A 22,513-nucleotide genomic window follows, 5' to 3' on the forward strand; every position below is an offset into this window, starting at 1 on the left:
ACTTCCACGCAGTAATTCACCACGCATCCGGTTTCCGGGACTGTGCCAATTATGTCGGTAAGCCAGAGGAGGGTGGCAAAGCGTGCGGATCGTTAAGGGCCTTCAACCTCACACGCGGCCAACTTGCCCCGGCCGCGGCTGCGTACCGACTGTTCTCCCCGCGCACAGGTGCCCGCGTGATCGCGGTGCCACTCGTCCTACCGGGTGGTGACGTGACGAATGCCGACAGCGCGAACAGTCTGCTGGCCGAGCTGGCGCTCTGGGAGGCCGGCCCGAATCGCTGGCGCAACGCGCAGCTTGAGCTCGCGGTGCCCCTTGGACGTGAGCGGGCGATGGTTGGCGGCGTGTTGAGCATTCCGGATTCGGGAGGCACCCTCGCGTGGCAGCTCTCCGTACGGGACCAGCTCCGCGGCAAGTCGGGGAGCGTGATCGGGAGTCCCCCGACCTATCAGGCGGGTCGGTGCGGATGTCGGACATTGTGCTGGGCTCCCAGGCCAGTGCAGTGCGCTGGACACTTGAGGGCAGGGAACTACTGCTTCCTCCATCGAGCCGCTTCACCCGGCAGGAACCGGTAAGGCTGTACCTCCAGATGTGGTCCGATGTGCCACCAGGGGACGCCCGGGTTGAGCTCGCGGTCTTTGGCACTCGACAGCAGGATACGATGCCCCGACTTCAGCTCGCATTTCCCCACCGTATTCTGGAGCGCTTCACGGAACTCGAACGGGACATCGACTTCGCGCGACTCGGCAAAGGTGAGTACCGATTGCAGGTGACAGTGCGCGTGGCCGGGGGAGGCCTCCTCGCGAAGCGAGAGAGTCAGTTCACCGTCGAGTAGGTGGGGGAAGACAATGCTCGAGCTTCGCTGAGCCCCTACCTCCCCCTTTCCACCAACACCCGATGCGTCCCCCGGTCCGGCTCGCCCGGCGCCGGGGTGCGCTGCGTATAGCGCCCATCCGCACCAAGCTCCCACGCCTGCCGGTTGTCCTCCAGCATCCCCTCCAGCAGCCGCCGGATCTCGGCGCGATGCTTCGGCTCCTCGATCGGCACCGCCGCCTCGATGCGCCGGTCGAGGTTCCGCGGCATCCAGTCGGCCGACGAGATGTAGCACTCCTCCTTGCCGGCATTCCGGAAGAGGAAGGCGCGTGAGTGCTCCAGGAAGCGCCCGAGGATCGAGATCACCCGGATCCGCTCGCTCACACCCGGCACGCCGGGCCGCAGGCAGCAGATGCCGCGGATGATCAGGTCGATCTCCACCCCCGCCTGCGACGCACGGTAGAGCGCCTCGATCACCTCGGGGTCCACCAGCGCGTTCATCTTCGCGAGGATCCGCCCCTGCCGCCCGCGACGCGCATGCTCCGCCTCGCGCTCGATCTTCTCGAGGAACGACGCCTTCATCCAGCGCGGCGCCACCAGCAGCTTGCGATAGCCCGTCGGCGCGCCGAAGCCGGTGAGGACATTGAAGAGCTCGCTCAGGTCGGCACCAAGCTCCTGGTCGGCACTCAGCAGCCCGAAGTCGGTGTAGTAGCGCGCCGTCCGGGGATTGTAGTTGCCGGTCCCGATGTGCACATAGCGGCGGATCGCATCGCCCTCGCGCCGCACCACCAGCAGCACCTTGGCGTGCGTCTTGAGCCCCGAGACGCCGTAGGAGACGTGCACGCCGATGTCCTCGAAGCGCTTGGCCCAGGAGATGTTCTGCTCCTCGTCGAAGCGCGCCTGCAGCTCGATCAGCACCGCGACCTGCTTCCCGCGCTCGGCGGCCTGCGCCAGCAATCGCGCGATCTCGCCGCCCGTGCGGTAGAGCGTGATCTTGATCGCGAGGACGTCGGGATCTTCGGTGGCCCGCGCGATGAACTGCTCCACCGACCCCTGGAACGAATCGTACGGGTGGTGCAGCAACACATCCCCCTCGCGCAGCACCGCAAAGAGGTCGCGACTCTCGGCCAGGCGCCGAGGAGTCACTGGCGTGAAGGGCAGGTCCTTGAGCGCCGGCGCATCGATCGCCGAGATCACCATGAGGTCGCTCAGGTCGAGCGGACCGGTGACCTCGAAGAGGTCGGCCTCGGTGAGTGGCAACCCTTCGCCGGCGTCGGCCTCGTTGAGCTCCTCGAGCAGCAGCGTCCGGATCGGCTGCGGCATCGACTTGTGCACTTCAAGGCGCACCACCTCGCCGAACTTCCGGTTGCGCACTTCTTCCTGAATCAACGAAAGCAAGTCCTCGGCTTCATCGCTGTCGTCGCCGAGCTCGAGCTTGAGGTCGGTGTTGCGCGTGACGCGGAAGAGGTGCCAGCCCACGATCGGCACGCCGGGGAAGAGCGTCTCGAGGTGCGCGCCGATCAGGTACTCCAACGGGAGGAACTCGTTCGCGCGCTTGAGCGGCACCCAGCGGGGCAACAGCCGCGGCACCTTCACGCGCGCAAAGCGCTCCTCGCCCGCCGAGTCCATCAGCGAGACCGCCAACGAGAGCGAGAGGTTCGAGATGTGCGGGAAGGGGTGCGCCGGATCGACCGCGAGCGGCGTCAGCACCGGGAAGACGTGCGACTCGAAGTACGCCGAGAGGTGCGCGCGCTCCTCCTCGGGGAGGTCGTCGAAGCGCTCGTGCAGTCGGATGCCGTGCGCGGCCAGCGCGGGCACCAACTCGTGCACGAGGCAGCGTGACTGCTGTTCCAGCATCCCCTGCACAGTCTGGCGGATGGCGTCGAGCTGGGCCATCGGCGCCATCCGGTCGGCGGCGTTCTCAGCGATCTTGGCGAGCACCTGCTCGCGCAGGCCGGCGACGCGGACCTGGAAGAACTCGTCGAGGTTGCTCGCGAAGATCGAGAGGAACTTGACCCGCTCGAGCAGCGGTGTCCGCGGGTCGAGCGCCTCGTGCAGCACGCGCCGGTTGAACTCGAGCCACGAGAGCTCGCGGTTCAGGTAGAGCGCGGGGTCCTTGAGGTTCGGGGCCTGCCGGAGCACGGCGTCGTTCGGGGCCGGGGCCTGCGGTGTGGCGGTCATGGCGAGGAGGTCATCCAGCGGAGGCGATCACGCCGCCGCCCAGGACGCGCTGCGTGGCGTCGTAGAGAACGCCCGACTGCCCCGGGGCGATCGCCCGGACCGGGACGTCGAGATCGAGCACCAGCATGCCACCATCCGCGCTCCGCACCACCGCCGGCACCGCCTCGGCCCGGTAGCGCAGCTGCGCCCAGCACCGGTCGCCCACCGCCAACGGCTCGGCGAGCCAGTTGAGCTCCTCCAGCGTGACGGCATGGCCCATCAGTTCATCCGCCTCGCCGACCACCACCTCGCGGCTGTCGGGGCGGATCCCCACCACATACAGCGGCAACGACCGCCCACCCGGGAGGCCGCGCCGCTGGCCGATCGTGTAGCGCGCGAAGCCGTCGTGCTCGCCCACGACTTCACCGGACGAGGTGACGAGCGGCCCCGCCTGCAGTGCCGGCGCATCGGCCGGAAGCCGCTGCTCCAGCACGCCGACGTAGTTGTCGTCGGGGACGAAGCAGATCTCGACGCTCTCGGGGTTGTCGGCGGTCTCGAGCTCGAGGGCGCGGGCACGCGCACGCGTCTCCGCCTTGGTGAGCTCGCCCACCGGCGTGAGCATCCGTGCCACCACCGCCTTGTCGATCCCCCAGAGGAAGTAGCTCTGGTCCTTGTTCCGGTCGGTGCCGCGATACAGCGCGCCATCACGGGCGTTGGCGTAGTGGCCGGTGGCGATCGCGTCGCAGCCGAGCGAGTCGGCGTGGGCCAGCAGGTCGCGGAACTTGGTGAACGAGTTGCAGCGGACGCAGGGAATCGGCGTGCGGCCGCGCGCGTATTCGTCGACGAAGTTGTCGATCACCCGCTCCGAGAAGCGGTCCTCGAGATTGAGGACGTAATGCGGGATGCCGAGGCGGTGGGCCACGGCGCGCGCATCGTTGATCGAATCGAGGGAACAGCAGGGGCGGTCGGGGACATCGTCGCCGTAGCAGAAGAGCTTCATCGTCGCGCCAATCACCTCGTAGCCCTGCTCGACGAGCAGTGCTGCGGCCAGCGAGGAATCCACCCCGCCGCTCATGGCGACGAGGACCTTCCGCACGCTAGCCACGGCCGAGGGCAGCTCCCAATCGTCGGACTCGTTCCACGACGCCCGGGAGGACCTCGACGGCGCGATCCACATCGGCCGCGGTGGATTCGTGGCCCAGCGAGAAGCGGATGGTGCCCAGCGCGAGGCCGCGCTCGACGCCCATCGCGGTCAGCACGTGCGACGGCTCGACCGCACCGGTCGAACAGGCCGAGCCGCCCGAGCAGGCGACGCCCGCCAGGTCGAGGTGCATCAGCATCGCCTCGGCCTCGGCGCCCGGAATGGCGATCGAGAGGACGTGCGGGGCGCGCTCGACGCCGGCGGCATGGACCACCAGGTCGGGGATCGCGACCTGCAACCGCTCGGCGAGGTTGTCGCGCAACGTGCGGACATGGATCACATGCGCGTCGAGCTCCTGGCGCGCCAGCAGCGCCGCACGCCCGAGTGCCACCGCACCGGCGACGTTCTCGGTCCCGGGGCGAATGCCGTACTGCTGGCCGCCGCCGTGGATGAGCGAATCGACGATGTGGCGGTCGCGCACGATGAGGGCGCCGATGCCCTTGGGCGCGCCGAGCTTGTGGCCGGAGATGGAGAGGAGGGAGCAGCCGACTTCGTCGAGGGCGATCGGCAGCTTGCCGAACGATTGCACGGCGTCGCTGTGGAGCGGGACGCCGGCCGCACGACATCGCGCGCCGATCTCGACCATCGGCTGCACCGTGCCGACTTCGTTGTTGACCCACATCACCGAGACCAGCGCGGGGCCTTCGGCGAGCGCGGCATCGAGCGCGTCGAGTCGAACCTGACCATTGTGATCGACCGGGAGGATCGTCTCTCGCCCACCCATCGATACCACGACGTGCGCGGCGGCGAGGACTGCCTTGTGCTCGATCGCGGAAGTCACGACGTGCATCGACCTGCCGGCGCGACGAGCGGCATGCGCGGCACCGATCACGGCGAGGTTGTCGGCCTCGGTCCCGCCCGAGGTAAAGATCACTTGGTTCGGTTCGACGCCGAGCGCCTCTCCGACTTCGCGCTTCCCCATTTCGAGTCCGGCCTTGGCGGCCCGCCCGAAGCGGTGTGACGACGAGGGATTACCCCACGACGCGTTGAAGAAGGGGAGCATCGCCTCAAGCACCTCAGGGCGCACGGGCGTGGTCGCGGCGTGGTCGAAGTAGACAGGTTCCATGGGCCCAAATCTAGTCAGGGCACGGGGTTGCGGAACCGTCAGCAGGGCGGGCATCCCGCAATGATGCGGGCTGCCCGAAGCGGCGTAAAGGGTTGTGGGGCAGGCAGTTACCCGATTGATACCGGGTGGTGACGTTACAGCGAGGCGACGCCCAGCCGGGTGATGTCGTCCACCGCCATCGTCTCGGCGGTCCAGAACGGCTCTCCGTAGGCGGCCCGGATCAGCGAGCCGGCGTGGGCGTCCTGGGTGCGGATCAGGTCGAGGATCGGCTGGCCGGTCGGGTAGAGCTCGCCGGCCTGGATGGTGTCCGGCGTGAACTGCGAGGCGTAGCAGGCCACCGCCTTCAGCTTCCGTTCGAACTGCGCCGAGGTGTCGACGACGAATGTCGGCTTGACGGTGTCTTCGCGGTAGGCAAACGCGTAGACCACCTTCAGCGGCTTCCACGGTTCGCCGTCGGCGGGGTAGTTCTTGAGCCCCGAGAGGAAGCAGGCGTCGCGGACGAGCTCCGAGGCGACACGATGGTCCGGGTGGCGACCGACGGGGTAGGGGAGGATGAGCGTGCGCGGCTTGAGGCGGCGGAGCTGCTCGACCACAACGCGTCGCATCGCGTCGTTGTTCTCGAGGTGGCCATCCGGGAGGCCGGCGTTGGTGCGTGCGGTGATGCCGAGCACCAGCGACGCAGCGGCAGCCTCACGGGCGCGGATCTCGGCGTTGCCGCGCGACCCCATCTCGCCGTGGGTCAGATCAAGAATCCCGACGCGGCGGCCCGCATCAACGGCCTTCGCAAGGGTGCCCCCGGCGAGGAGTTCGGCATCATCCGGGTGGGCGACGGCGGCCAGCAGGTCGAGGGGCATGGTTAAAGGTAGAGGTGATTCGCGCGCTTGTCATCCTGGAGCGAACGTGCCAGGCATGTCATCCTGGCGAAGCAGCGGGAGGGGGTCGAAGGGACCTTTCACCGTGTGTCATCCTGAGCGGAGCACCCCGGACGGGGTGCGCAGTCGAAGGACCTCGGACGGTACGCGACTCGATCATGGGAGGCTCAGGGGCCGAGAGATCATTCCAATCCGGATTCACAGACTCGATCAAGTCCAGCTTCTTCATCCGCCGCCACCCCTTGAGCTGCTTCTCCCGCTTCAACGCCGAATGCACGTCGCCGGTCTCTTCGCAGTACACGAGGCGGTCTACGTGGTACTTCGCCGTGAAGGCGTTCACGCCTCCTGCGCGGTGCTGGGCGAGGCGCCGGGGCATGTTGGAGGTCACGCCGATGTACAGCACGCGACTGCGGCTGGCCAGGATGTAGACCCAGTAGGTCATGGGGCACGCTCCGAAAGGGGAGTGTGGATGATGGCTCGGGAGGTCCCAGCGGCGGGGTCGATCTCTGGCGGGGCGGGTCAAACAATTGCAGGGCGCGCTATCAGGCAGGTCCTTCGACTGCGCCCGCTTCGCGGGCTCCGCTCAGGATGACAATGGGGGAGAGGTCCTTCGACTGCGCCGGCTACGCCGTCGCTTCGCTCAGGATGACACTACGGAAAGAGGTCCTTCGACTGCGCCCGCTTCGCGGGCTCCGCTCAGGATGACATCGCGCGCGCGGGCTCCGCTCAGGATGACATACTCCGGGGTACACCATCATCCATCATCCATCGTCCATCATCACGTCATTCGTGCCGCAACGCCTCCACCGGATCCATCCGCGCCGCGCGGGTCGCGGGGATCATCCCGAAGACGAGGCCGATGGCCACGGAGGCACAGACCGCCACCACGGCGCTCCAGAGCGGTGCCCCGCTGTCCAGCTTGAGCACCAGCTTGAGCAGTTCGCCGACGGTGAGGCCGACGATGATGCCGAGGATGCCGCCGACCCCGGTGAGGGTGGCGGCCTCGACGAGGAACTGCCAGAGCACCTCGTTCTTGGTGGCGCCGAGCGCCTTCCGGAGGCCGATCTCGTGGGTGCGGTCGGTGACCGAGACCATCATGATCGCCATCACGCCGATCCCGCCGACCAGCAGCGCCACCGACGACAGCGCGATCATCACCAGGAAGAACGCCGAGGTCAGCGAGGTGATGGTGTCGAGGATCTGGTCCTGGGTGATCACGTCGAAGGAATTCGGCGTCGCCGGACGGTGACCGCGTGATCGACGCAAGGTGGCGATCGCGGCGTCTTTGGCGACGGGGACCGAGACACCCCGCTGGGCGAGGATCGCGATGAAGAGCGAATTGGTCTCGTCGTACTGGAAGCTCTGCTTCGCCGCGCGGAACGGGACGATGCCGCCGTCGGCGGCGCCAGGCGGCTGGAAGATGTTGTCGGGCTTGGCGTAGACGCCGATCACGGTGAAGGCGGTCCCGCCGATGCGGATCACGTGGCCCAGGGGGTTCATTCGCCCGAAGAGCCGGTCGGTGACCTCCTCTTCGAGCACCACCACCGGTTGGCCGCCCTTGAGTTCGGACTGCGAGAAGAAGCGCCCCGACAGCAGCGAGCCACCTTGGATCTCGAGGTAGCTGTTGTCGGCGCCGTAGATCATCAGCCCCTGCGAGCGGATGCCGTCGAACTCGATCTTCTGCTGCACCTGCACCATCAGCCCGGCGTAGCGGATCTGCTCGCTGCGGCGCAGCGCAACGGCATCATCCTCGTCGAGCACCTTGCGCGCCTTGACCTCTGGCGGCAGCCGATCCGGATTGAGCGGTACCGACGAGAAGAAGCGCACCACGTAGAAGGTCTGCGGCGAGGCGTTCTCGACCGAGGCGAAGATCTGCGTCTGGATCCCGTTCACGAGCGAGGCCATCACCATCACGGTCGTCACGCCGATCACGACGCCAAGGATGGTCAGCCCGCTGCGCAGCTTGGCGCCACGCATCGCGTCGAGCGCCTGCAGGACCCCTTCGAAGACATTCCCGACGCGGAAGGCCATCTGCTATTCCGTCCGCAAGGCGGTGATGGGGTCGAGCTTCGCCGCGCGCGTGGCCGGGTAGACGCCGAAGATCATGCCGGTGCCGGCGCCGAGCAGCAGCGCGAGTCCGACCGACCAGCCGGTGACCTTGGCCGGCAAGGGCGAGTACGTCGACACCAGGACCGCGAAGGTCCAGCCCGCCAGCACGCCAATCATGCCGCCAAGCAGCGAGAGGATGACGGTCTCGACGAGGAACTGCCGGCGGATGTCCTGCCGGTTGGCGCCGAGCGCCTTGCGCAGCCCGATCTCGCGGGTCCGCTCGCTCACCGTCATCAGCATGATGTTCATGATCACGATGCCGCCGACCACGATGCCGATGCAGACCACGGCGGGCACCACGGTGAAGAGCAGCGCCGTGAGCGCGGTCCAGAAGGCGAGCAAGGCGTCGGCCTTGTCGACGGTGAAGTCGTTCGCCACGCCCGGCCGCAGTCGGTGCGCCAGGCGCATCGCCTCCTCGGCCCGATTCATCGCGCCGGGGATCTGGTCGGCCTCGCGCATCTTCACGGAGATGACCGTCGTGCGGCGGCGGCCCCAGACCGACTCGAACACCGGCAGCGGCAACAACGCGAAGCCATCGAAGGAGGCGCCGAGGGTCTGCCCCTTCGCCGCGAAGACGCCCTTCACCGTGTACTGCCGCCCCGCGATCCGCACGGTCTTGCCGATGGCGGCGTCGGCCGACTGAAAGAGCTTGGTGGCGACGTCCCAGCCGATGGCGGTCACCAGTCGGCGCCCGCGGATGTCGATGTCGTTGAGCGGCTCGCCGGCGGCAATCACGTAGTCCTGCACCAGCTGATAGTCGGGGGTGATCCCGAAGATCAGGACGCCGCCAACCGATTGGTTGCCTGAGATGACCGCCGCGTTCGGCGTCGGCCAGCCGGACTGGATTGCCACCCCCTGCGCATCGGGCAGGGCGCGCCGCACCACTTCGGCGTCCTCCTTCGAGATCAGCGGCCGCTTGGCGAGCAGCTTGATCTGGTCGTTGTCGAGGAGCCCGACCGAAATGGGCGTGCGGCGCACCTGGAAGGCGTTGTTGCCGATGATCGCGCCGGTGAGGTTCTCCTTGACATACGAATTCATCCCCTGGATCACCGCGACGACGGTGACCAGGAAGGCGACGGAGACGATGATGCCGAGGAGGGTGAAGATGGCCCGAAGCTTGGAGCTCCAGATTGTCTGGAGGGCCAGGCGGAGGGCTTCGGAATAGGGCATTGGTAAAAGGTAAGGGGGGGCGGGGTGGGGAGGTGAGGGGAGACCGCCTCAGGCGCTGTCATCCTGAGCGAAGCACCCCGCAGGGGTGCGTAGTCGAAGGACCTCTCTCCGAGCGCATCGGGAAGAGGTCCTTCGACTGCGCGTCCTTGCAGGACGCTTCGCTCAGGATGACAACACTCCAGCGATTCCCCACCAGCTATTCGTACCGCAACGCCTCCACCGGATCCAACTTCGCCGCCCGGTTGGCCGGGTAAAGCCCGAAGAAGATCCCGGTGATTGCCGAGGCGATGATCGCCGCGAAGATCGACCAGAGCGGAATCGAGGCGGGGATCGGCGAGAAGGTGCGGATCCCCCACGAGATGACGGCCCCCATGGCCATGCCGCAGAGCCCACCGAGCACCGTCAGCGTGGCTGCCTCGACCAGGAACTGGAAGAGGATCTCGCCGCGGGTGGCGCCGAGCGCCTTCCGGACGCCGATCTCACGGGTCCGTTCAGTCACCGAGATCATCATGATCGCCACGACGCCGACGCCGCCCACCATCAGGCCGACCGACGACAGTACTAGCATGACCAGGAAGAAGCCGGCCGTCATGTCGTTGAAGCTCTCCATGAACTTGTCGCCGGAGATCAGGTCGAAGTTGTTCTCCGCCCCCGGCTTGAGCCCGCGCTTGATGCGCAGTGCCGCCGTGACCTGATCCATCGCCTCGGCCTGGGTCGCGGTCTCCTTGGGGAAGACGGCGATGTTGAGCCAGCCCCACGCGAAGGTGGCCGACTTCACGAAGGTCGTGTGCGGGACGACGATCTTCGGGCCCTCATCGGCGAAGAGGCCGGACGGGTCCTGATACAGCCCCACGACGGTGAAGGGGAGGCCGAAGATCTTGATCTGCCGTCCCAAGGGATCGACGCCGGGGAAGAGTTCGTCGGCGACAGGCTGATTGATCACGACGACGTACGACCCACCGGCATCCTCGGTCGGGGTGAAGTTGCGCCCCTGCAGCAGCTCGCCGCCTTCCACCTGCAGCCAATTGGTGCTCTGCCCGTCCACCTGCGCGGAGGGGAGTGCCTTGCGGCCGTAGGAGACACGCGACCCGCCGGACTCGCGGATGTTGACCGCGCCGATGGCCGGGAGGCGGCTGATCATCTCGGCCTCCTCGCGGCTCATCATCGGCCGCTTCCGCCAGGGCGACATTTCGTCCGAACCATCCGAGATCTGGATGCCCGAGCGGAAGTAGCGCATTACGTAGAACGACTTCGGGCCAGCGCGCTGGACGATCTCGCTCACCGAGTTCTGGATGCCGGTGATCGTCGCCGCCATGGCGATGACCACCATGACGCCGATCGCCACGCCGAGGATGGTCAGCGCCGCACGCACCTTGGAGGCGCGCACCGAGTCGAGCGCGAGCGTGACGCCTTCGAGTGCGCGAGCCAACAGGTTGCCGCGTCCGTAGTCGCTCATTCCTGCCTCAGTGCTGCGATGGGGTCGAGTCGCGAGGCCTGGCGCGCCGGATAGACGCCCGCGACCATGCCGACCAGGATGCCAAGCGCGACGCCCACGAAGATCGACCAGGGCGCCACAGCGGCCGGCAACGGCGTGAAGGCACGCACCGCGAAGGCCAGCAGCAGGCCGGTGCCGATCCCCATCACCGCGCCGGTGACCGAGAGGGTCGCCGACTCGACGATGAACTGCGCCATGATGTCGCGCCGCTTGGCGCCGAGCGCCTTGCGGACGCCGATCTCGCGAGTCCGCTCGCTGACGGCCATCAGCATGATGTTCATGATCACGATGCCGCCGACCACCAGGGAGATCGCCACCAGCCCCGGCAGGGCGAGGAAGAGCACCTTGGAGATCTTCTCCCACCCCGCGAGCGCCCCTTCGGCCGACTCGAGATGGAAGTTGTCGGGCTGCCCGGGGCGGAGGCCGCGGCGGCCGCGCATCAGGACGGTGACTTCTTCCATCGCCGCGCGCATCTGGTCCGGGTTGGCCGTCTGGATCTGGATGTCGTCGATGATGTGCGGCCGGTTCACCAACCGGCGCGCCGGCGAGGTGATCGGGGTGATCGCGAACTTGTCGAGCGAGATCCCGAACAGCGTCCCCTGCTTGGCGACGACGCCGATGACGCGGTGCGGCAGCCCGCCGATCGCGATCGTCTGGCCGATCGGGTCACGCCCGTCGAAGAGGCGTTCGCCCAGCTCGGACCCCAGCACCACCACCGCCGCGCCGATGTTCACTTCCTGCGGTGAGAACGCCCGTCCTTCGGCGATGTCGTAGTGCTTGATCTTGAAGAAGTCCGCCTCGACCGTGTTGACCTGGATCTGCTTGGCGACCTTCCCCTGCCAGGAGAGCGTCACCTGGTCATAACCGGCCGCGGCGATCGTTGCGGGGACGGTCAGTCGTTCCTTGATGTACTCGGCATCCTCGATCGTGACGCGCGGATTGCGCTGCCACTGCCGCCACTCCTCCTCGCTGGGGTCCCCGGTCTGGATGTTCGGCTGGTGGCGCACCTGGAAGGTGTTCACGCCGATCAGCGCCCCGGCAAACTTCTCGGTCATGTAGACGTTCATGCCTTGCACGATCGAGACGACCGCGATCAGGAAGGTCACGCCGATCAGCACCCCGACGAGCGAGAAGAAGCTCTTCAGCTTCTGCGCCACGATCGAGTCCCACGCCAGCCGGACCGCCTCGAAGAAGGGCATCTCAGGCCGCGGCCTCGCGGACGGGCGATTCGTTGCGACGATCGCTGTCCACCTTGCCGTCGCGCAGCACCACCACCCGGTGGGCGTGCGCGGCAATGTCGGGTTCGTGGGTCACCAGGATCACGGTCTGCCCCTGCGCGTGCAGGGAGCCGAAGACCCGCATGATCTCCACGCTCGTGGCCGAGTCGAGGTTGCCGGTCGGTTCGTCGGCGAGGAGGATCGACGGCTCGTTGACGAGCGCCCGCGCGATCGCCACGCGCTGCCGCTGGCCGCCGGAGAGTTCGTTGGGGCGGTGGTCCATCCGGTTGCCCAGGCCGACACGCTCCAGCGCTGCCTCGGCCCGGCGCTTCCGCTCGCGGGTCGACACACCGGCATACACCAACGGCAGTTCGACATTGGCCAGCGCGGTCGCGCGGGGCAGCAGGTTGAACGTCTGGAAAACGAAGCCGATCTCGCGATTGCGCACCCGGGCCAGGTCGTCGTCGACCATGGTCGAGACTTCCTGTCCGTTGAGCCAGTACTGGCCGCCGGAAGGTGTGTCGAGGCAGCCCAGCATGTTCATCATCGTCGACTTGCCGGAACCCGAAGGCCCCATGATCGCGACGTACTCGTTGCGCTGGATCTCGAGATCGACGCCGCGGAGGGCGAGCACCTTCTCGCTCCCCATCACGTACTCCCGGGTGATGCCCGCGAGGCGAATGATGGCGTCGCTCACGGCTTCACCACCGCCGGGCCACCGGCCGGCGCCGCCTTCACCTTGGACGAATCCTTGAGATCGCGGATCGCCTGGTAGCTGCCTGCCACGATCGTCTCGCCCTTCTTGAGGCCGGTGAGGACCTCGAAGTGCTCGTCGCCGGCGATGCCGACCTTGACGGTGCGGAAGCGCGCCACGCCGTTCTCGACGATGAAGACGCCTTCCTTGTCCTTCGGCTTCTTGCCGCCGGCCGTGTCGCTCGTGGTCGTGAGCGGGGCACCGGCCGCGGCGGCCTGATCGCCACCCATGGCGCTGTCCGGCCGCGTGGTGAGCGCGATGATCGGGATCGAGAGCGCACCCTTCCGGACGTCGGTTACGATCCGCGCCGTCATGCTCAGGTCGGGGCGCACGTCGGCCGGCGGGTTGGTCAGCGTCACTTCGACTTCGAAGTCGACCGCGCGGTCGGCCGAGGCCGCACCGGCGGCGGTCGTCGCCGCGCTGTTCGCGATCTTGGTCACCTTGCCGACGAACGCGGTGTCGGGGAAGGCGTCGATGGCGACCGACACCGAGTCGCCGAGTTCGAGGCGGATCACGTCGGTTTCGTCCACCTTGACCACGGCCTGGATGACCGAGAGATCGGCGATGCGCATCAACAGGCCGACGTCACGCGAGAAGGCGCCGGTCTGGGCGACTTCGCCCTCTTCCACCGCAAGCCGGACGACGCGGCCGGAGATCGGCGCGAAGAGGCGGGTGCGGGCGAGGTTGTCCTGCGCCTCCTTGAGCGAGGCCTGCGTCTGCTGCACCTGCGCCTGGCTCGACTTGAGCAACGCCTCGGAGACGTCGAACGCCTGCTGCGACTGTTCCATCACTTCGTCGGCGATCAGCGTCGGGTTGGTCCGCTTCAACTCGCGGTTCCGGTCCAGCGCGCGCTTCGCCTGGTCGCGATTGGTCTTCGCCTGCAGCAGCTGCGCCTGCACCGACGTCAGCGACGCCGTGGCGCGGTCGACCGCGCCCTTGAACTGCACCTGGTCCAGCTCGACCAGCAGCTGGCCCTTGGTGACGAGGTCGCCTTCCTTCACGGTGATGCGCAGGATGCGCGCCGTCACCTCGGAGGAGACGTCCACCTGGCTCTTCGCCTCGATCTTGCCGCTGGCGGTCACTGCGGACACGAGGTCGCGGGTCGCAACCTCCTCGAGGCGCACTTCCACCGGCTTGTCGCTGCCACCCTTCATCTTCATGGCAACGACGCCGATGATGGCGACCACGACGAGGCCGAGACTGATCTTGACTCCACGAGACATGGGCTGTGTCCTCTGCGTCAGCGAAGGGGGCGACCGACCGCGGCTTCGAGCGCCACGACGGCCTGATGGTAGTCATACACGGCCGAGACATAGTCCGCCTCGGCCTGGGTCACTGCGTTCTGCGCGTCGGCAACTTCGAGGGCCGTGCCCTGGCCGATGCGGTAGCGGTCCTGCGCCAACTGCAGCTGCTCGCGAGCGAGCGTCCGGTTGGATTCCAGCGTGATGGCGGCCTGATAGGCGGTGCGCACGGCGCCGAGCCGTGACTGCACCGTGCCGGCCACTTCGAGGCGTCGTGCGCGGGCCGACTCGCGCGCGTCATCTTCCTGCGCCTTCGCCTGCGACGTCGCCTGCGCCCGGGAGAAGCCGTCCCACAACGGGAGCGAGAGTCCGGCCGAGATCGACCAGGGCTGACGGGTGAAGGAGAACGGCCAGCCGCTGTTGCGGTCGCGGATGCTCTGGGCGATGTCGGCCTGCAGCGCGCCGCCGGTGGCGTCGAGCCCCGCGTAGCTGTTGCAGTCGGCGATGATTCCGCCGTTCGGCGACGGATGGGCCGACGTCAGCCGCGAGAGGATCCCGTTCTGGAACTCACAGTTCGACTTGGTGCCCTGCGCGCTCGCGAGGGCGCCCGCCAACTGCGGATTGATGTCGGTGTACTGCTGGGTGAAGCCGCTGAGCCCCGTGCTGATCGAGAACGACGGCAGGTACGCCGCCTTGGCCGACCGCACGCCGATCCGCGCCGACTCATGCTGCGCCTCGGCGGCGCGGATGCTCGGATTGTCGGCACCAGCCGCGGCCAGCAGCGTGCCGAGCTGATAGGTCGGCTCGACCAGCTGGAACGTCTCGGTCAGGCGGATCGAGTCGACATCGAGCTGCGTGGGCATGCCGAGCCGGCGGATCAATTCGATCTTCGCGTCGGTCTCGGCCTGCTGGGCGCGGAGCAGCGCGACCTGCGAGCGACCGCGATTCACCTCGGCCGTGCGCACATCGATGATGTTGGTCTGGCCAACCTGCTGGCGCGCCCGCGCCAGGGTCAGGAAGTCCTCGTTGCGGGCCAGCTGCTGGCGCGCCACCTCGACCGACGCCGTGGCCCGGAGCACCGCGAGGTACTGGGTCGTCACGTCCGCGGTGAGAGTATTGCCCGCGCCGGTGATATTCTCCTCCACCACGCGCTGCTGCGCCTTCTGCTGACCCGGTGCCATCAGTTCGCGGGCCGAGAGGCTCCACGAGGCGGAGAGGTTGTAGTTCGAGGCGACCGTGTTCGAGCCCTGCGAGAAGACCTGATTGGCGAAGGTCTGCCGGCCCGCTCGGCTGTAGCTGATCCCGGTGCTGCTGTTCAACGTCGGGAAGAGTGCGCCATAGGCCGCCCGTACCGCTGCGGCGGCCGGACCCTCATCATTCAGTGTCTGGCGATAGGTTGGGCTGTTCTGCCGGGCGAGCGAGAGCGCCTCACCAAGGGAAAGCTGACGGGGGAGCGAAGGTCCTGCCTGGGCGGCTGCGCCATGGGCGCCTGCGACCACCAGTAGGGCAAGAATGCCGCCGACCACACGACTCGACATGGGCCATCCTGAGGTAAAGAGATTAAGACCGACATGGCCATATACGCCCCGCACAGCCCAAAGTTTCAAGGTGATACATCGCCGCCCCCAGCCATCCGGTTCTGGCTGGTCGGGGCGGGCGTGGTCGCCTTGGCGGGCGAGGCGGCGCGGGACGGGGGCTGGCTCCTCGCCGGATTGACCGCGTTGGCGGCGTTGGGGGCAGCCGTGGGGACGTTTCGCCTCGGCGGGCGGGCACTCCGGGCGGCCGGGCTGGCGTTGGCCCTGCTGGGCGCGGTCGCCGGCACGGTGGCCTTCCGGCTCTTCCGGGTTGAACGGCTCGTCCACCAGGTCGTGGCCGAATCGGTCACCGAGGCGACCGGTGCCCGTGATCGGCTCCTCGGCGCCGCCCTCGCCTCGGCGACCCGCGCCGCTGACAACGCCCTGCAACGACTCGCCAGCAGTGCCGACCGGGCACCGCTCGACGACCTCGCCGCCGACGGGACGCTGGAGCGTTCGATCGCCGTCCTTGCCGGGGATTCTATCCTCGCCCTGGTCGGTCCGCATCGCGTGGCCCCTGTCGCCGGCCGCGGCGAGGTCACCCTGATTACCACGCCGTTCGTGCAGCTTGCTGTTGTCTCGCGGACGCGCGGCGCGCGCGAGGCGCAGGTGACGCTCCTCCTCGACGCCGCGCCCGGCGTCCCGACGGCGGGCGCCTCGTTGGCGCGCGGGGCGGGCGGCTGGCAGCGCGTCGGCTGGCACTGGAACGTCCCGGCGCGCGAGGTGCGCTACACCACGGTCGCCGAGGCGCTGGCCGGCGTGCGCGTCGCAATGACGGCCGTGCCACCCGAGGCGGGTGCGTTGCAGGAGCGCGAGCGTGGGCTTGCCAAGCTCCTCCTCGCTGCCGCGATGTCCCTCGTCGCGTTGCTGACCCTCATCGGTGGCGCGCCGACGGTGGTGCGCGCTGGCGCGATCCTCGTCCCGCTCTGGGCCGTCATGCGCGCCGAGGTGACGCCCGCGCTGTTGGGACCGACGGCAGTCGTCGCCATGCTCGCGGCGGTCGCGATGTTGCTGCTTGCGGTGCTGCTCTGGCGCCGTCCACTCCGCCGCTCCCCGATCGGGATGGTGGCGTCGATCCTGCTGCTCGCGACGGCGCCGCCGTTGGTCGCGCTGGTCGGTCGCCGCGTGGTGCCGGTGACGGACTCGACCTCGATCGTGGCGTGGTTCTGGTGGCAAGCGGTGCTGGCGTTGGCGACCGCCGCCTTCCTCGCCGTGGCGTCCGCCCCCCTGCGCACGCCGGACGACCACCAGGCGTCGTCGCGCTGGGGCTTCGCCGCGGCGATAGCCGCCGTCGTCATCGGCGTGATCGGAATCGTGGCGTGGCAACCCGCCGCCTGGGCGCTCTGGTATGCGCCGCTCTGGTTGATTCCCTTCGCGGCGTTCCTCCCGGTCACCGCGCCACGGGCGCGTCTGGTGGCGATCGCCACGACGGCAGGGATTCTTGCGGCGCTGTCGACGTGGGGTGCCTCGCTCGAGCAGCGGATGGCACTGGCCAACGCCGACGTCGCCCGATTGGGCGACACGCCCGATCTGGAGGCGCGCGCCGCGCTCGATGCGTTCGCCATCACGCTGGGCCGCGATCGCCCCACGACACTCGATCGGTTGCTGGTCGACTGGTTCGACTCGCCACTGCAACGACTGGGTGTGCCGACGCACCTTGCCCTGTGGGATAGCGACGGCCTCCCGCCACGCGACCAGGTCGCCCTCGATGCGCTCGATGTGGTGTGGGCAGACCTCGACTCGTTGGTCCGCGTCGGCGGCACGACGCCTCGACACGTGACGATGCTGCGCGGTGCCGGCCGTCACGAGGTGCTCGTCCTGCCACTGGCCGCCGACACCATTGCCACGGTCACCATCGGACCGCGCTCTCGCCTCGTGGTGCCCACACGATTCGGGCGGTTGATCGGCTGGCGTGCGCCGCTCGATCCACCGTATCGGATGAGCTTGGTGAGTGGCGTCGGGTCACCGGGTCGGGACTCTTCCTTTACCCGGATCGGACGCAAGGTCGCGGCGGTCCGCGCGGTCGTCATCGGGGATCGGACGCAAGCGGTGCGCGTGGAACTCGAGATGTCGCGGCAGCGCCCCTTCGCGGTGCGCGCGGCCCTAGTCGTGTTGCTCGATCTCTTCCTCGTCCTCGGCATCTGGCAATTGGTGCAGTGGCTGCTGACTGCCTCGGTCTGGCGCCCGCAGCCCGTCTTCCAGCGATCGTATCGCCGTACCGTGGCGACGGCGCTCGCCGCCTTCTTCATTGTGCCGGCGTTGCTCTTCACGCTCTGGTCGGTCCTCCGCCTCCGAGGCGATGCGACGCGCCAACGCGCCGATGAAGTGACGCGCACGCTCCGCGACGTCGCCGTCGCCGGGGGCCTTGCCATTGCGGATGCCCCCGCACCCGACCTCGAGGCGTTGCGACGACTGGCTGATCGCGAAGACACCGAGCTCGGCATCTATCGCCGCGGGCGGCTCGTCGCCGCATCCCTGCCGCTGCTGACCGATCTCGGGCTGATGGCGCCCGCACTCGACCCCGCAGTGCGGCCCGCGCCGGGGACTGACGTGCGCGCCGTGCCGGTCGCTCTCCCCGGCGTGGGGCTGCGACTCGGCGTCGAGCAGGCGTCGAACCCCGAAACGCTGATCGCCGGTGCGCTGCCTGGCAGCGAAGCCGACCTGGCCCAGGAACAGGTCGACCTGCTGCTGCTCCTCCTGTTGGTGTCACTCGGCGGCGGACTCGCGGCCGTGCTCGTCGCCGGCCTGGTGGCGCGCGCGCTCGGGCAGCCGATCGAGCTCTTGCGACGCACCGCGCTCGCCATCGGCCGTCGCGAAGCGCTGCCGCCGGCGCGCGACATTCCGGCCGAGTTCGGTCCCGTGTTCGGCGCGATTGCGCAGATGCAGGATGACCTCCAGGAGAGTGAGACGGAACTCGAAGCGGGGCGCGCGCGCACGGCAGCCATCCTCAGCACCGTCGCGACCGGTGTGATCGGTGTCGATGCCGATGGCCTGGTGATTCACGCCAACCCGCGCGCCACCGAATTGCTGGGGCGTGCCGTGGTGACGGGTGCACCATTGCTTGAGCAACTGCCCGCCAACTGGGCGCCGGTGGTCGCCGGTGTGCGGCGGCTGCTCGGCCCCACGACGCGGGACGCGGAGAGTCGTGAGCTGGAGATCGGCGAGCAGCAGTTTGCCGTCACGTTGGCACCGCTCGCCGATGGCGGCCTGGTGCTGGCGCTCACTGACATCACGGCGGCGTCGCGCGCGGCGCGCATCGTGGCATGGGGTGAGATGGCGCGGCAGGTAGCGCACGAGATCAAGAATCCGCTGACGCCGATGCGGTTGGGGTTGCAGCATCTGCGGCGGGTACGGGCCGACGGCGGCGCGGGGTTGCCGGAGCTCGTTGACCAGACCGCCGAGCGGCTGCTCGGCGAGATCGACCGCCTCGATCGGATCGCCCGCTCGTTTGCCCGGTATGGGGCACCGCCCGAAGTGGCCACACCGCTCGAGGCCATTGACCTGGTCGACGCGGCCCGCGAGATGGCGTCGCTCTTTTCGCTGGGCGGAGATGGCACCACGGTCGAGGTGGAGATCGAGCCTGGCGCGGGAGGGCTGGTCGCCGCGCGGCGGGAGGAATTGTCGCAGGTGCTCCTCAATCTGGTCGACAACGCCCGCGGGGCGGGGGCCACCCAGATCCGGCTCCTGGTGGGTGCCGGGGTGCTGACCGCGGCCGACAACGGCCCCGGGATTCCCGCCGACCAGGTCGGGCGGATCTTCGACCCGACCTTCTCGACCACGACCAGCGGGACCGGGCTGGGCCTGGCGATCGTCCGCCGGCTGGTCGAGGGGTGGGGCGGGACGGTGGCCGTCGACGGGGGGGCGGGGAGCGGGGCCCGCTTCACGATCCGCTTCTTGCGGGCCGGGGGTGCTCAGGTCGCCTCAACCGTTGGGGGGGTGGGGGGCGTATAACCCCGTTGAACCCATGGACCCCGATTCCCGGGCCGTCCCAGGGGCGTACCGATCATCCGGAGTGACACACTATGAAGTCCCGTCTCGCGCTGGTGGCAATGTTGGTCATGGCAGCGGCCCCGTTGGCCGCGCAGGGTGGTGGTGGTGGGGCCCCGGGTGGCGGCCGCGGGATGGGTGGCGGCCGTGGGATGAACATCGAGGCGATGACCGCCCTCTACACGTTGACTCCCGAGCAGGTCACCAAGGCCGACGCGCTCCTCAAGGCGTATCAGGCGCAGGTCGCCCCGCTCCAGGCGTACATGATGGCGCAGCGTCAGGCGCAGGCCGAGGTCAACGCGGACTCGATGAAGAAGTCGACCGATGCCCGCACCAAGTTCAACGCCGACTTCAAGGCGTTGCTTGCCGGCGACCAGGTCAAGAAGTTCGACTCCGTGCAGGCTGCGCAGGCGGCCCGGATGGGTGGCGGCGGGCGCGGACCGGGCGGCTTCTAATCCGCCCCCTGCTCCTCGCAGGATTGCTCCTCGTCGGGTGTGGTGGCGTCAAGGACGCCACCCCGCCAGACGGGGAGTCTGCATTTCAGGGCCCGCCGCCGGCCTCCTCGGCGATGATTGCCGAAGGCGACACGGCGGCGGTGCTCTCGTTGCTCAAACTGACGATGGTGGAGATCGACGCCGCGCTCGATTCGATGGAGCGGCGCGATTCGGTGCTGCCCGCCGAGCCGGGGCAGGAAGCGCGCACGGTCAGCATCTGGTTGCGTGATGGCACGCCCCGCAAGCTTCTTGTCACGGAGCCGAACGAAGCCGGCGCGATGACACTGGAGTCGGAGTACTGGTTCGTCAACGGCGAGGTGCGCGCGGTACAGCAGCCGACCGCCGCGTTCTTCTTCGAGGCCGACCGCATCCTCCTCTGGACCGACGAAGGGCTCGAGCCGATCACGACGATCACGCCCGAGGAACGGATGGCGCGTGAACTCGAGATCCTCGCCGAGATCGAGAAGCGATTGGCGGCGTTCGGGATCACGCTGTCGTAGGAGACCTCACCGAGGGAAGTACTCCGCCGCGACCTGCACCGCGAGCGCGCTCGGCGCCACGCCGCTCACCCCGCCCCAATCCACTCCGAACAACCGCACGAAGCCACTCCCCGGCCGCCCGCCGAATCGGCGCACCCACGACGCGGCCAGTCCTTCGTCGTCCGTCGCCAGCACTTCCGTCACGCTCGCCGGATCGGCGCCCCAGTTGCTGACGTGCCAGCGCGTCAGCCCCCAACGTGCGCCCGCTGCGGTGGTCGTCGCGCCATGCGGGTCGAAGTTGCCCTGCGCGAAGCTCACCCCGAGGAGGCGAGTCGCCGCGCCGCGGTCGACGTCCTTGAGGTCGAGTCCGCCATCGGCCATGCGTGGCCAGAGTGCGGGTGGCACGCCCAACCAAACGACCTTGCCACCCTGGTCGAGGTAGCGCCTCAGGGCAGGTGCGGCACCAGCAGGCAGCGCATCCATCGCGAAGACCACCACGCTCGGCGCACCGCTCGCCTGCGCGTCCAGCCACTTGGTGAGGCCATCGGCATCGAGCGTCGTGTAGCCGTGATCGCGCAGCCAGTTGCGTACCGCTTCGTGACCACGGAAGAAGGTCGACGCCACCAGCGAGGAATCCCAGAAGACCGCGCGCTGTAGCGTTGGGCCCGCCGTGAGCGCCACCGCGTAGACGCCGCCATCGTCGCCGCCGAGGTAGAGCGTGCTGTCGGCCACCACGGGCGACGAGAAGAGCCCGCCCCCCGCACGCCAGCGCCAGCGTTCGGCTCCGCTCTTCAGGTCGAGCGCGTGGAGCAGCCCCGAGCCCTCGCCGACGAAGACCATCCCGCCCGCCACCGCCGCCGACCCCCAGACGATGTTCTCGCTCGGTGCGCGCCAGCGCTTCTTGCCCGTCGCGAGCTCGACGGCCTGCACAAAGTGGCCATCGGAGGAACCCCAGATCGCCATTCCGTCGGCGAGCGCCGCGGAGGCGTTGATCCACGAGACCTGATGATCGACGCGCCACCGCTCGACACCATCGCGCAGCGAGACGGCGTAGCCGAAGCCGTCGCGCGCCCCGACGACGACGAGTCCGTCCTGAATCGCGGGCGACGACTGCACGGTGCGGCGATCGAAGCCGAAGTTTTCGGAGTGCAGCGTGTCGCCGACGGTGCGGAAGCGCCAAAGCGTGGTGCCGGTCGTGAGGGCGAGCGCGTAGAGCGAGCCGTCGACGCCACCCACCACGATGCGACCATCGGCGATCGCGGGGGTGGAGCGGAGGCGGGTGTTGAGCGGCGTGCTCCAGCGCACGGCACCGGTGGCGAGGGTCAGGGCGCGGACCACGCCATCGCCGCCGCCCACCACCACCACGTCGTTGCTGATGACCGGTGAGCCGACGTAGCGATCGCCGCTTTCGTGGCCCCAGGGGAAGGGAAGGGTTGGTCCGTGCGGGACGCGCCAGCGCTGCGCGCCGCTGCGCACATCGAATGCCCGCGTGTCGGTTGGCGTGCTGATGACGACGCCGCCGCCCGCCACGGCCGGCGAGGCCGAGAGCTGGCCGAGTGCCGCGGTCTTCCACCGCAGCGTGCCGCTCTGCCGGTCGATGGCGTAGAGGTGGCCGTCGTTGCTGCCGATGAAGACGGTGGTTGCGGTCACGGCGGGCGACGATCGGACGGGGCCATCGGTCTGGAAGCGCCAGCGGAGTCCGCCGAAAGCGGTACCCGGGGCGGGGTCAGTTGCCCGAGTGCGCCGCGTCGCCGCGAAACATCGCGGTGGTCTGGGCCGAGGCAGCGCTGGCGGTGGCGGAGAGCAGGACGGCGGCGAGGAGGGCTCGCGGGGGATGCATGCGGGGCGTGTCCGATGGCGAGAGGGTGGGTCAGGGGGACC

General features: G+C 68.7%; 17 protein-coding genes. 4 read left to right on the forward strand and 13 right to left on the reverse strand.

Annotation, left to right across the window (positions count from 1 at the left end):
- Window positions 1–661: 661 nt before the first annotated feature.
- Complete coding sequence (locus IPG05_10745) at window positions 662–835, forward strand: hypothetical protein (GenBank protein ID MBK6495556.1); 174 nt, start codon at window positions 662–664, stop codon at window positions 833–835.
- Between the two features lie 35 nt (window positions 836–870).
- Here the strand turns inward: IPG05_10745 and ppk1 are convergent, their stop codons facing one another.
- The 12 genes from ppk1 to IPG05_10805 all read right to left on the reverse strand — a co-directional run bounded on the left by ppk1 (window position 871) and on the right by IPG05_10805 (window position 15,636).
- Window positions 871–2,994, reverse strand: a complete 2,124-nt coding sequence (gene ppk1, locus IPG05_10750) for a polyphosphate kinase 1 (protein MBK6495557.1) — start codon at window positions 2,992–2,994, stop codon at window positions 871–873.
- 10 nt (window positions 2,995–3,004) lie between these two features.
- The gene (gene mnmA, locus IPG05_10755) at window positions 3,005–4,069 is read right to left on the reverse strand and encodes a tRNA 2-thiouridine(34) synthase MnmA (GenBank protein ID MBK6495558.1); all 1,065 of its coding nucleotides are present in this window, start codon (window positions 4,067–4,069) and stop codon (window positions 3,005–3,007) included.
- Between the two features lies 1 nt (window position 4,070).
- On the reverse strand, window positions 4,071–5,240 hold the full coding sequence (locus IPG05_10760) for a cysteine desulfurase (protein MBK6495559.1): 1,170 nt from the start codon (window positions 5,238–5,240) through the stop codon (window positions 4,071–4,073).
- Window positions 5,241–5,374: 134 nt separating this feature from the next.
- Entirely contained in the window at window positions 5,375–6,094 is a 720-nt protein-coding gene (bshB1, locus tag IPG05_10765) for a bacillithiol biosynthesis deacetylase BshB1 (protein ID MBK6495560.1), read from the reverse strand.
- Between the two features lie 58 nt (window positions 6,095–6,152).
- Window positions 6,153–6,554 (reverse strand): GIY-YIG nuclease family protein, encoded by a 402-nt coding sequence (locus IPG05_10770; protein MBK6495561.1) that lies wholly within the window; start codon window positions 6,552–6,554, stop codon window positions 6,153–6,155.
- 341 nt (window positions 6,555–6,895) lie between these two features.
- Window positions 6,896–8,143 carry an ABC transporter permease gene (locus tag IPG05_10775; protein ID MBK6495562.1) on the reverse strand — a complete coding sequence of 416 codons (1,248 nt, stop codon included), beginning with the start codon at window positions 8,141–8,143 and terminating at the stop codon, window positions 6,896–6,898.
- Between the two features lie 3 nt (window positions 8,144–8,146).
- Window positions 8,147–9,391, reverse strand: coding sequence for an ABC transporter permease (locus tag IPG05_10780; GenBank protein ID MBK6495563.1), 1,245 nt, complete (start codon window positions 9,389–9,391; stop codon window positions 8,147–8,149).
- A gap of 196 nt (window positions 9,392–9,587) precedes the next feature.
- On the reverse strand, window positions 9,588–10,847 hold the full coding sequence (locus IPG05_10785) for an ABC transporter permease (GenBank protein MBK6495564.1): 1,260 nt from the start codon (window positions 10,845–10,847) through the stop codon (window positions 9,588–9,590).
- Window positions 10,844–12,085 carry an ABC transporter permease gene (locus IPG05_10790; protein ID MBK6495565.1) on the reverse strand — a complete coding sequence of 414 codons (1,242 nt, stop codon included), beginning with the start codon at window positions 12,083–12,085 and terminating at the stop codon, window positions 10,844–10,846. The genes IPG05_10785 and IPG05_10790 overlap by 4 nt, the downstream gene beginning before the upstream one ends.
- Window position 12,086: 1 nt before the next feature.
- Window positions 12,087–12,788, reverse strand: coding sequence for an ABC transporter ATP-binding protein (locus IPG05_10795; protein ID MBK6495566.1), 702 nt, complete (start codon window positions 12,786–12,788; stop codon window positions 12,087–12,089).
- Between the two features lie 8 nt (window positions 12,789–12,796).
- Window positions 12,797–14,080, reverse strand: a complete 1,284-nt coding sequence (locus tag IPG05_10800) for an efflux RND transporter periplasmic adaptor subunit (GenBank protein MBK6495567.1) — start codon at window positions 14,078–14,080, stop codon at window positions 12,797–12,799.
- A gap of 17 nt (window positions 14,081–14,097) precedes the next feature.
- Window positions 14,098–15,636 (reverse strand): TolC family protein, encoded by a 1,539-nt coding sequence (locus IPG05_10805; protein ID MBK6495568.1) that lies wholly within the window; start codon window positions 15,634–15,636, stop codon window positions 14,098–14,100.
- Window positions 15,637–15,756: 120 nt separating this feature from the next.
- On the opposite strand from IPG05_10805, the gene IPG05_10810 reads away from it, so the two are divergent.
- The 3 genes from IPG05_10810 to IPG05_10820 all read left to right on the forward strand — a co-directional run bounded on the left by IPG05_10810 (window position 15,757) and on the right by IPG05_10820 (window position 20,653).
- On the forward strand, window positions 15,757–19,623 hold the full coding sequence (locus IPG05_10810; protein ID MBK6495569.1) for a PAS domain-containing protein: 3,867 nt from the start codon (window positions 15,757–15,759) through the stop codon (window positions 19,621–19,623).
- A gap of 71 nt (window positions 19,624–19,694) precedes the next feature.
- Window positions 19,695–20,114 carry a hypothetical protein gene (locus tag IPG05_10815; GenBank protein ID MBK6495570.1) on the forward strand — a complete coding sequence of 140 codons (420 nt, stop codon included), beginning with the start codon at window positions 19,695–19,697 and terminating at the stop codon, window positions 20,112–20,114.
- Window positions 20,115–20,227: 113 nt separating this feature from the next.
- On the forward strand, window positions 20,228–20,653 hold the full coding sequence (locus IPG05_10820) for a hypothetical protein (protein ID MBK6495571.1): 426 nt from the start codon (window positions 20,228–20,230) through the stop codon (window positions 20,651–20,653).
- A 6-nt stretch (window positions 20,654–20,659) separates the two neighbouring features.
- Here the strand turns inward: IPG05_10820 and IPG05_10825 are convergent, their stop codons facing one another.
- Window positions 20,660–22,282 carry a PQQ-binding-like beta-propeller repeat protein gene (locus tag IPG05_10825; GenBank protein MBK6495572.1) on the reverse strand — a complete coding sequence of 541 codons (1,623 nt, stop codon included), beginning with the start codon at window positions 22,280–22,282 and terminating at the stop codon, window positions 20,660–20,662.
- Between the last annotated feature and the right edge of the window lie 231 nt (window positions 22,283–22,513).

The sequence above is a fragment of the Gemmatimonadota bacterium genome (assembly GCA_016704275.1).
Lineage (GTDB): Bacteria > Gemmatimonadota > Gemmatimonadetes > Gemmatimonadales > GWC2-71-9 > Palsa-1233.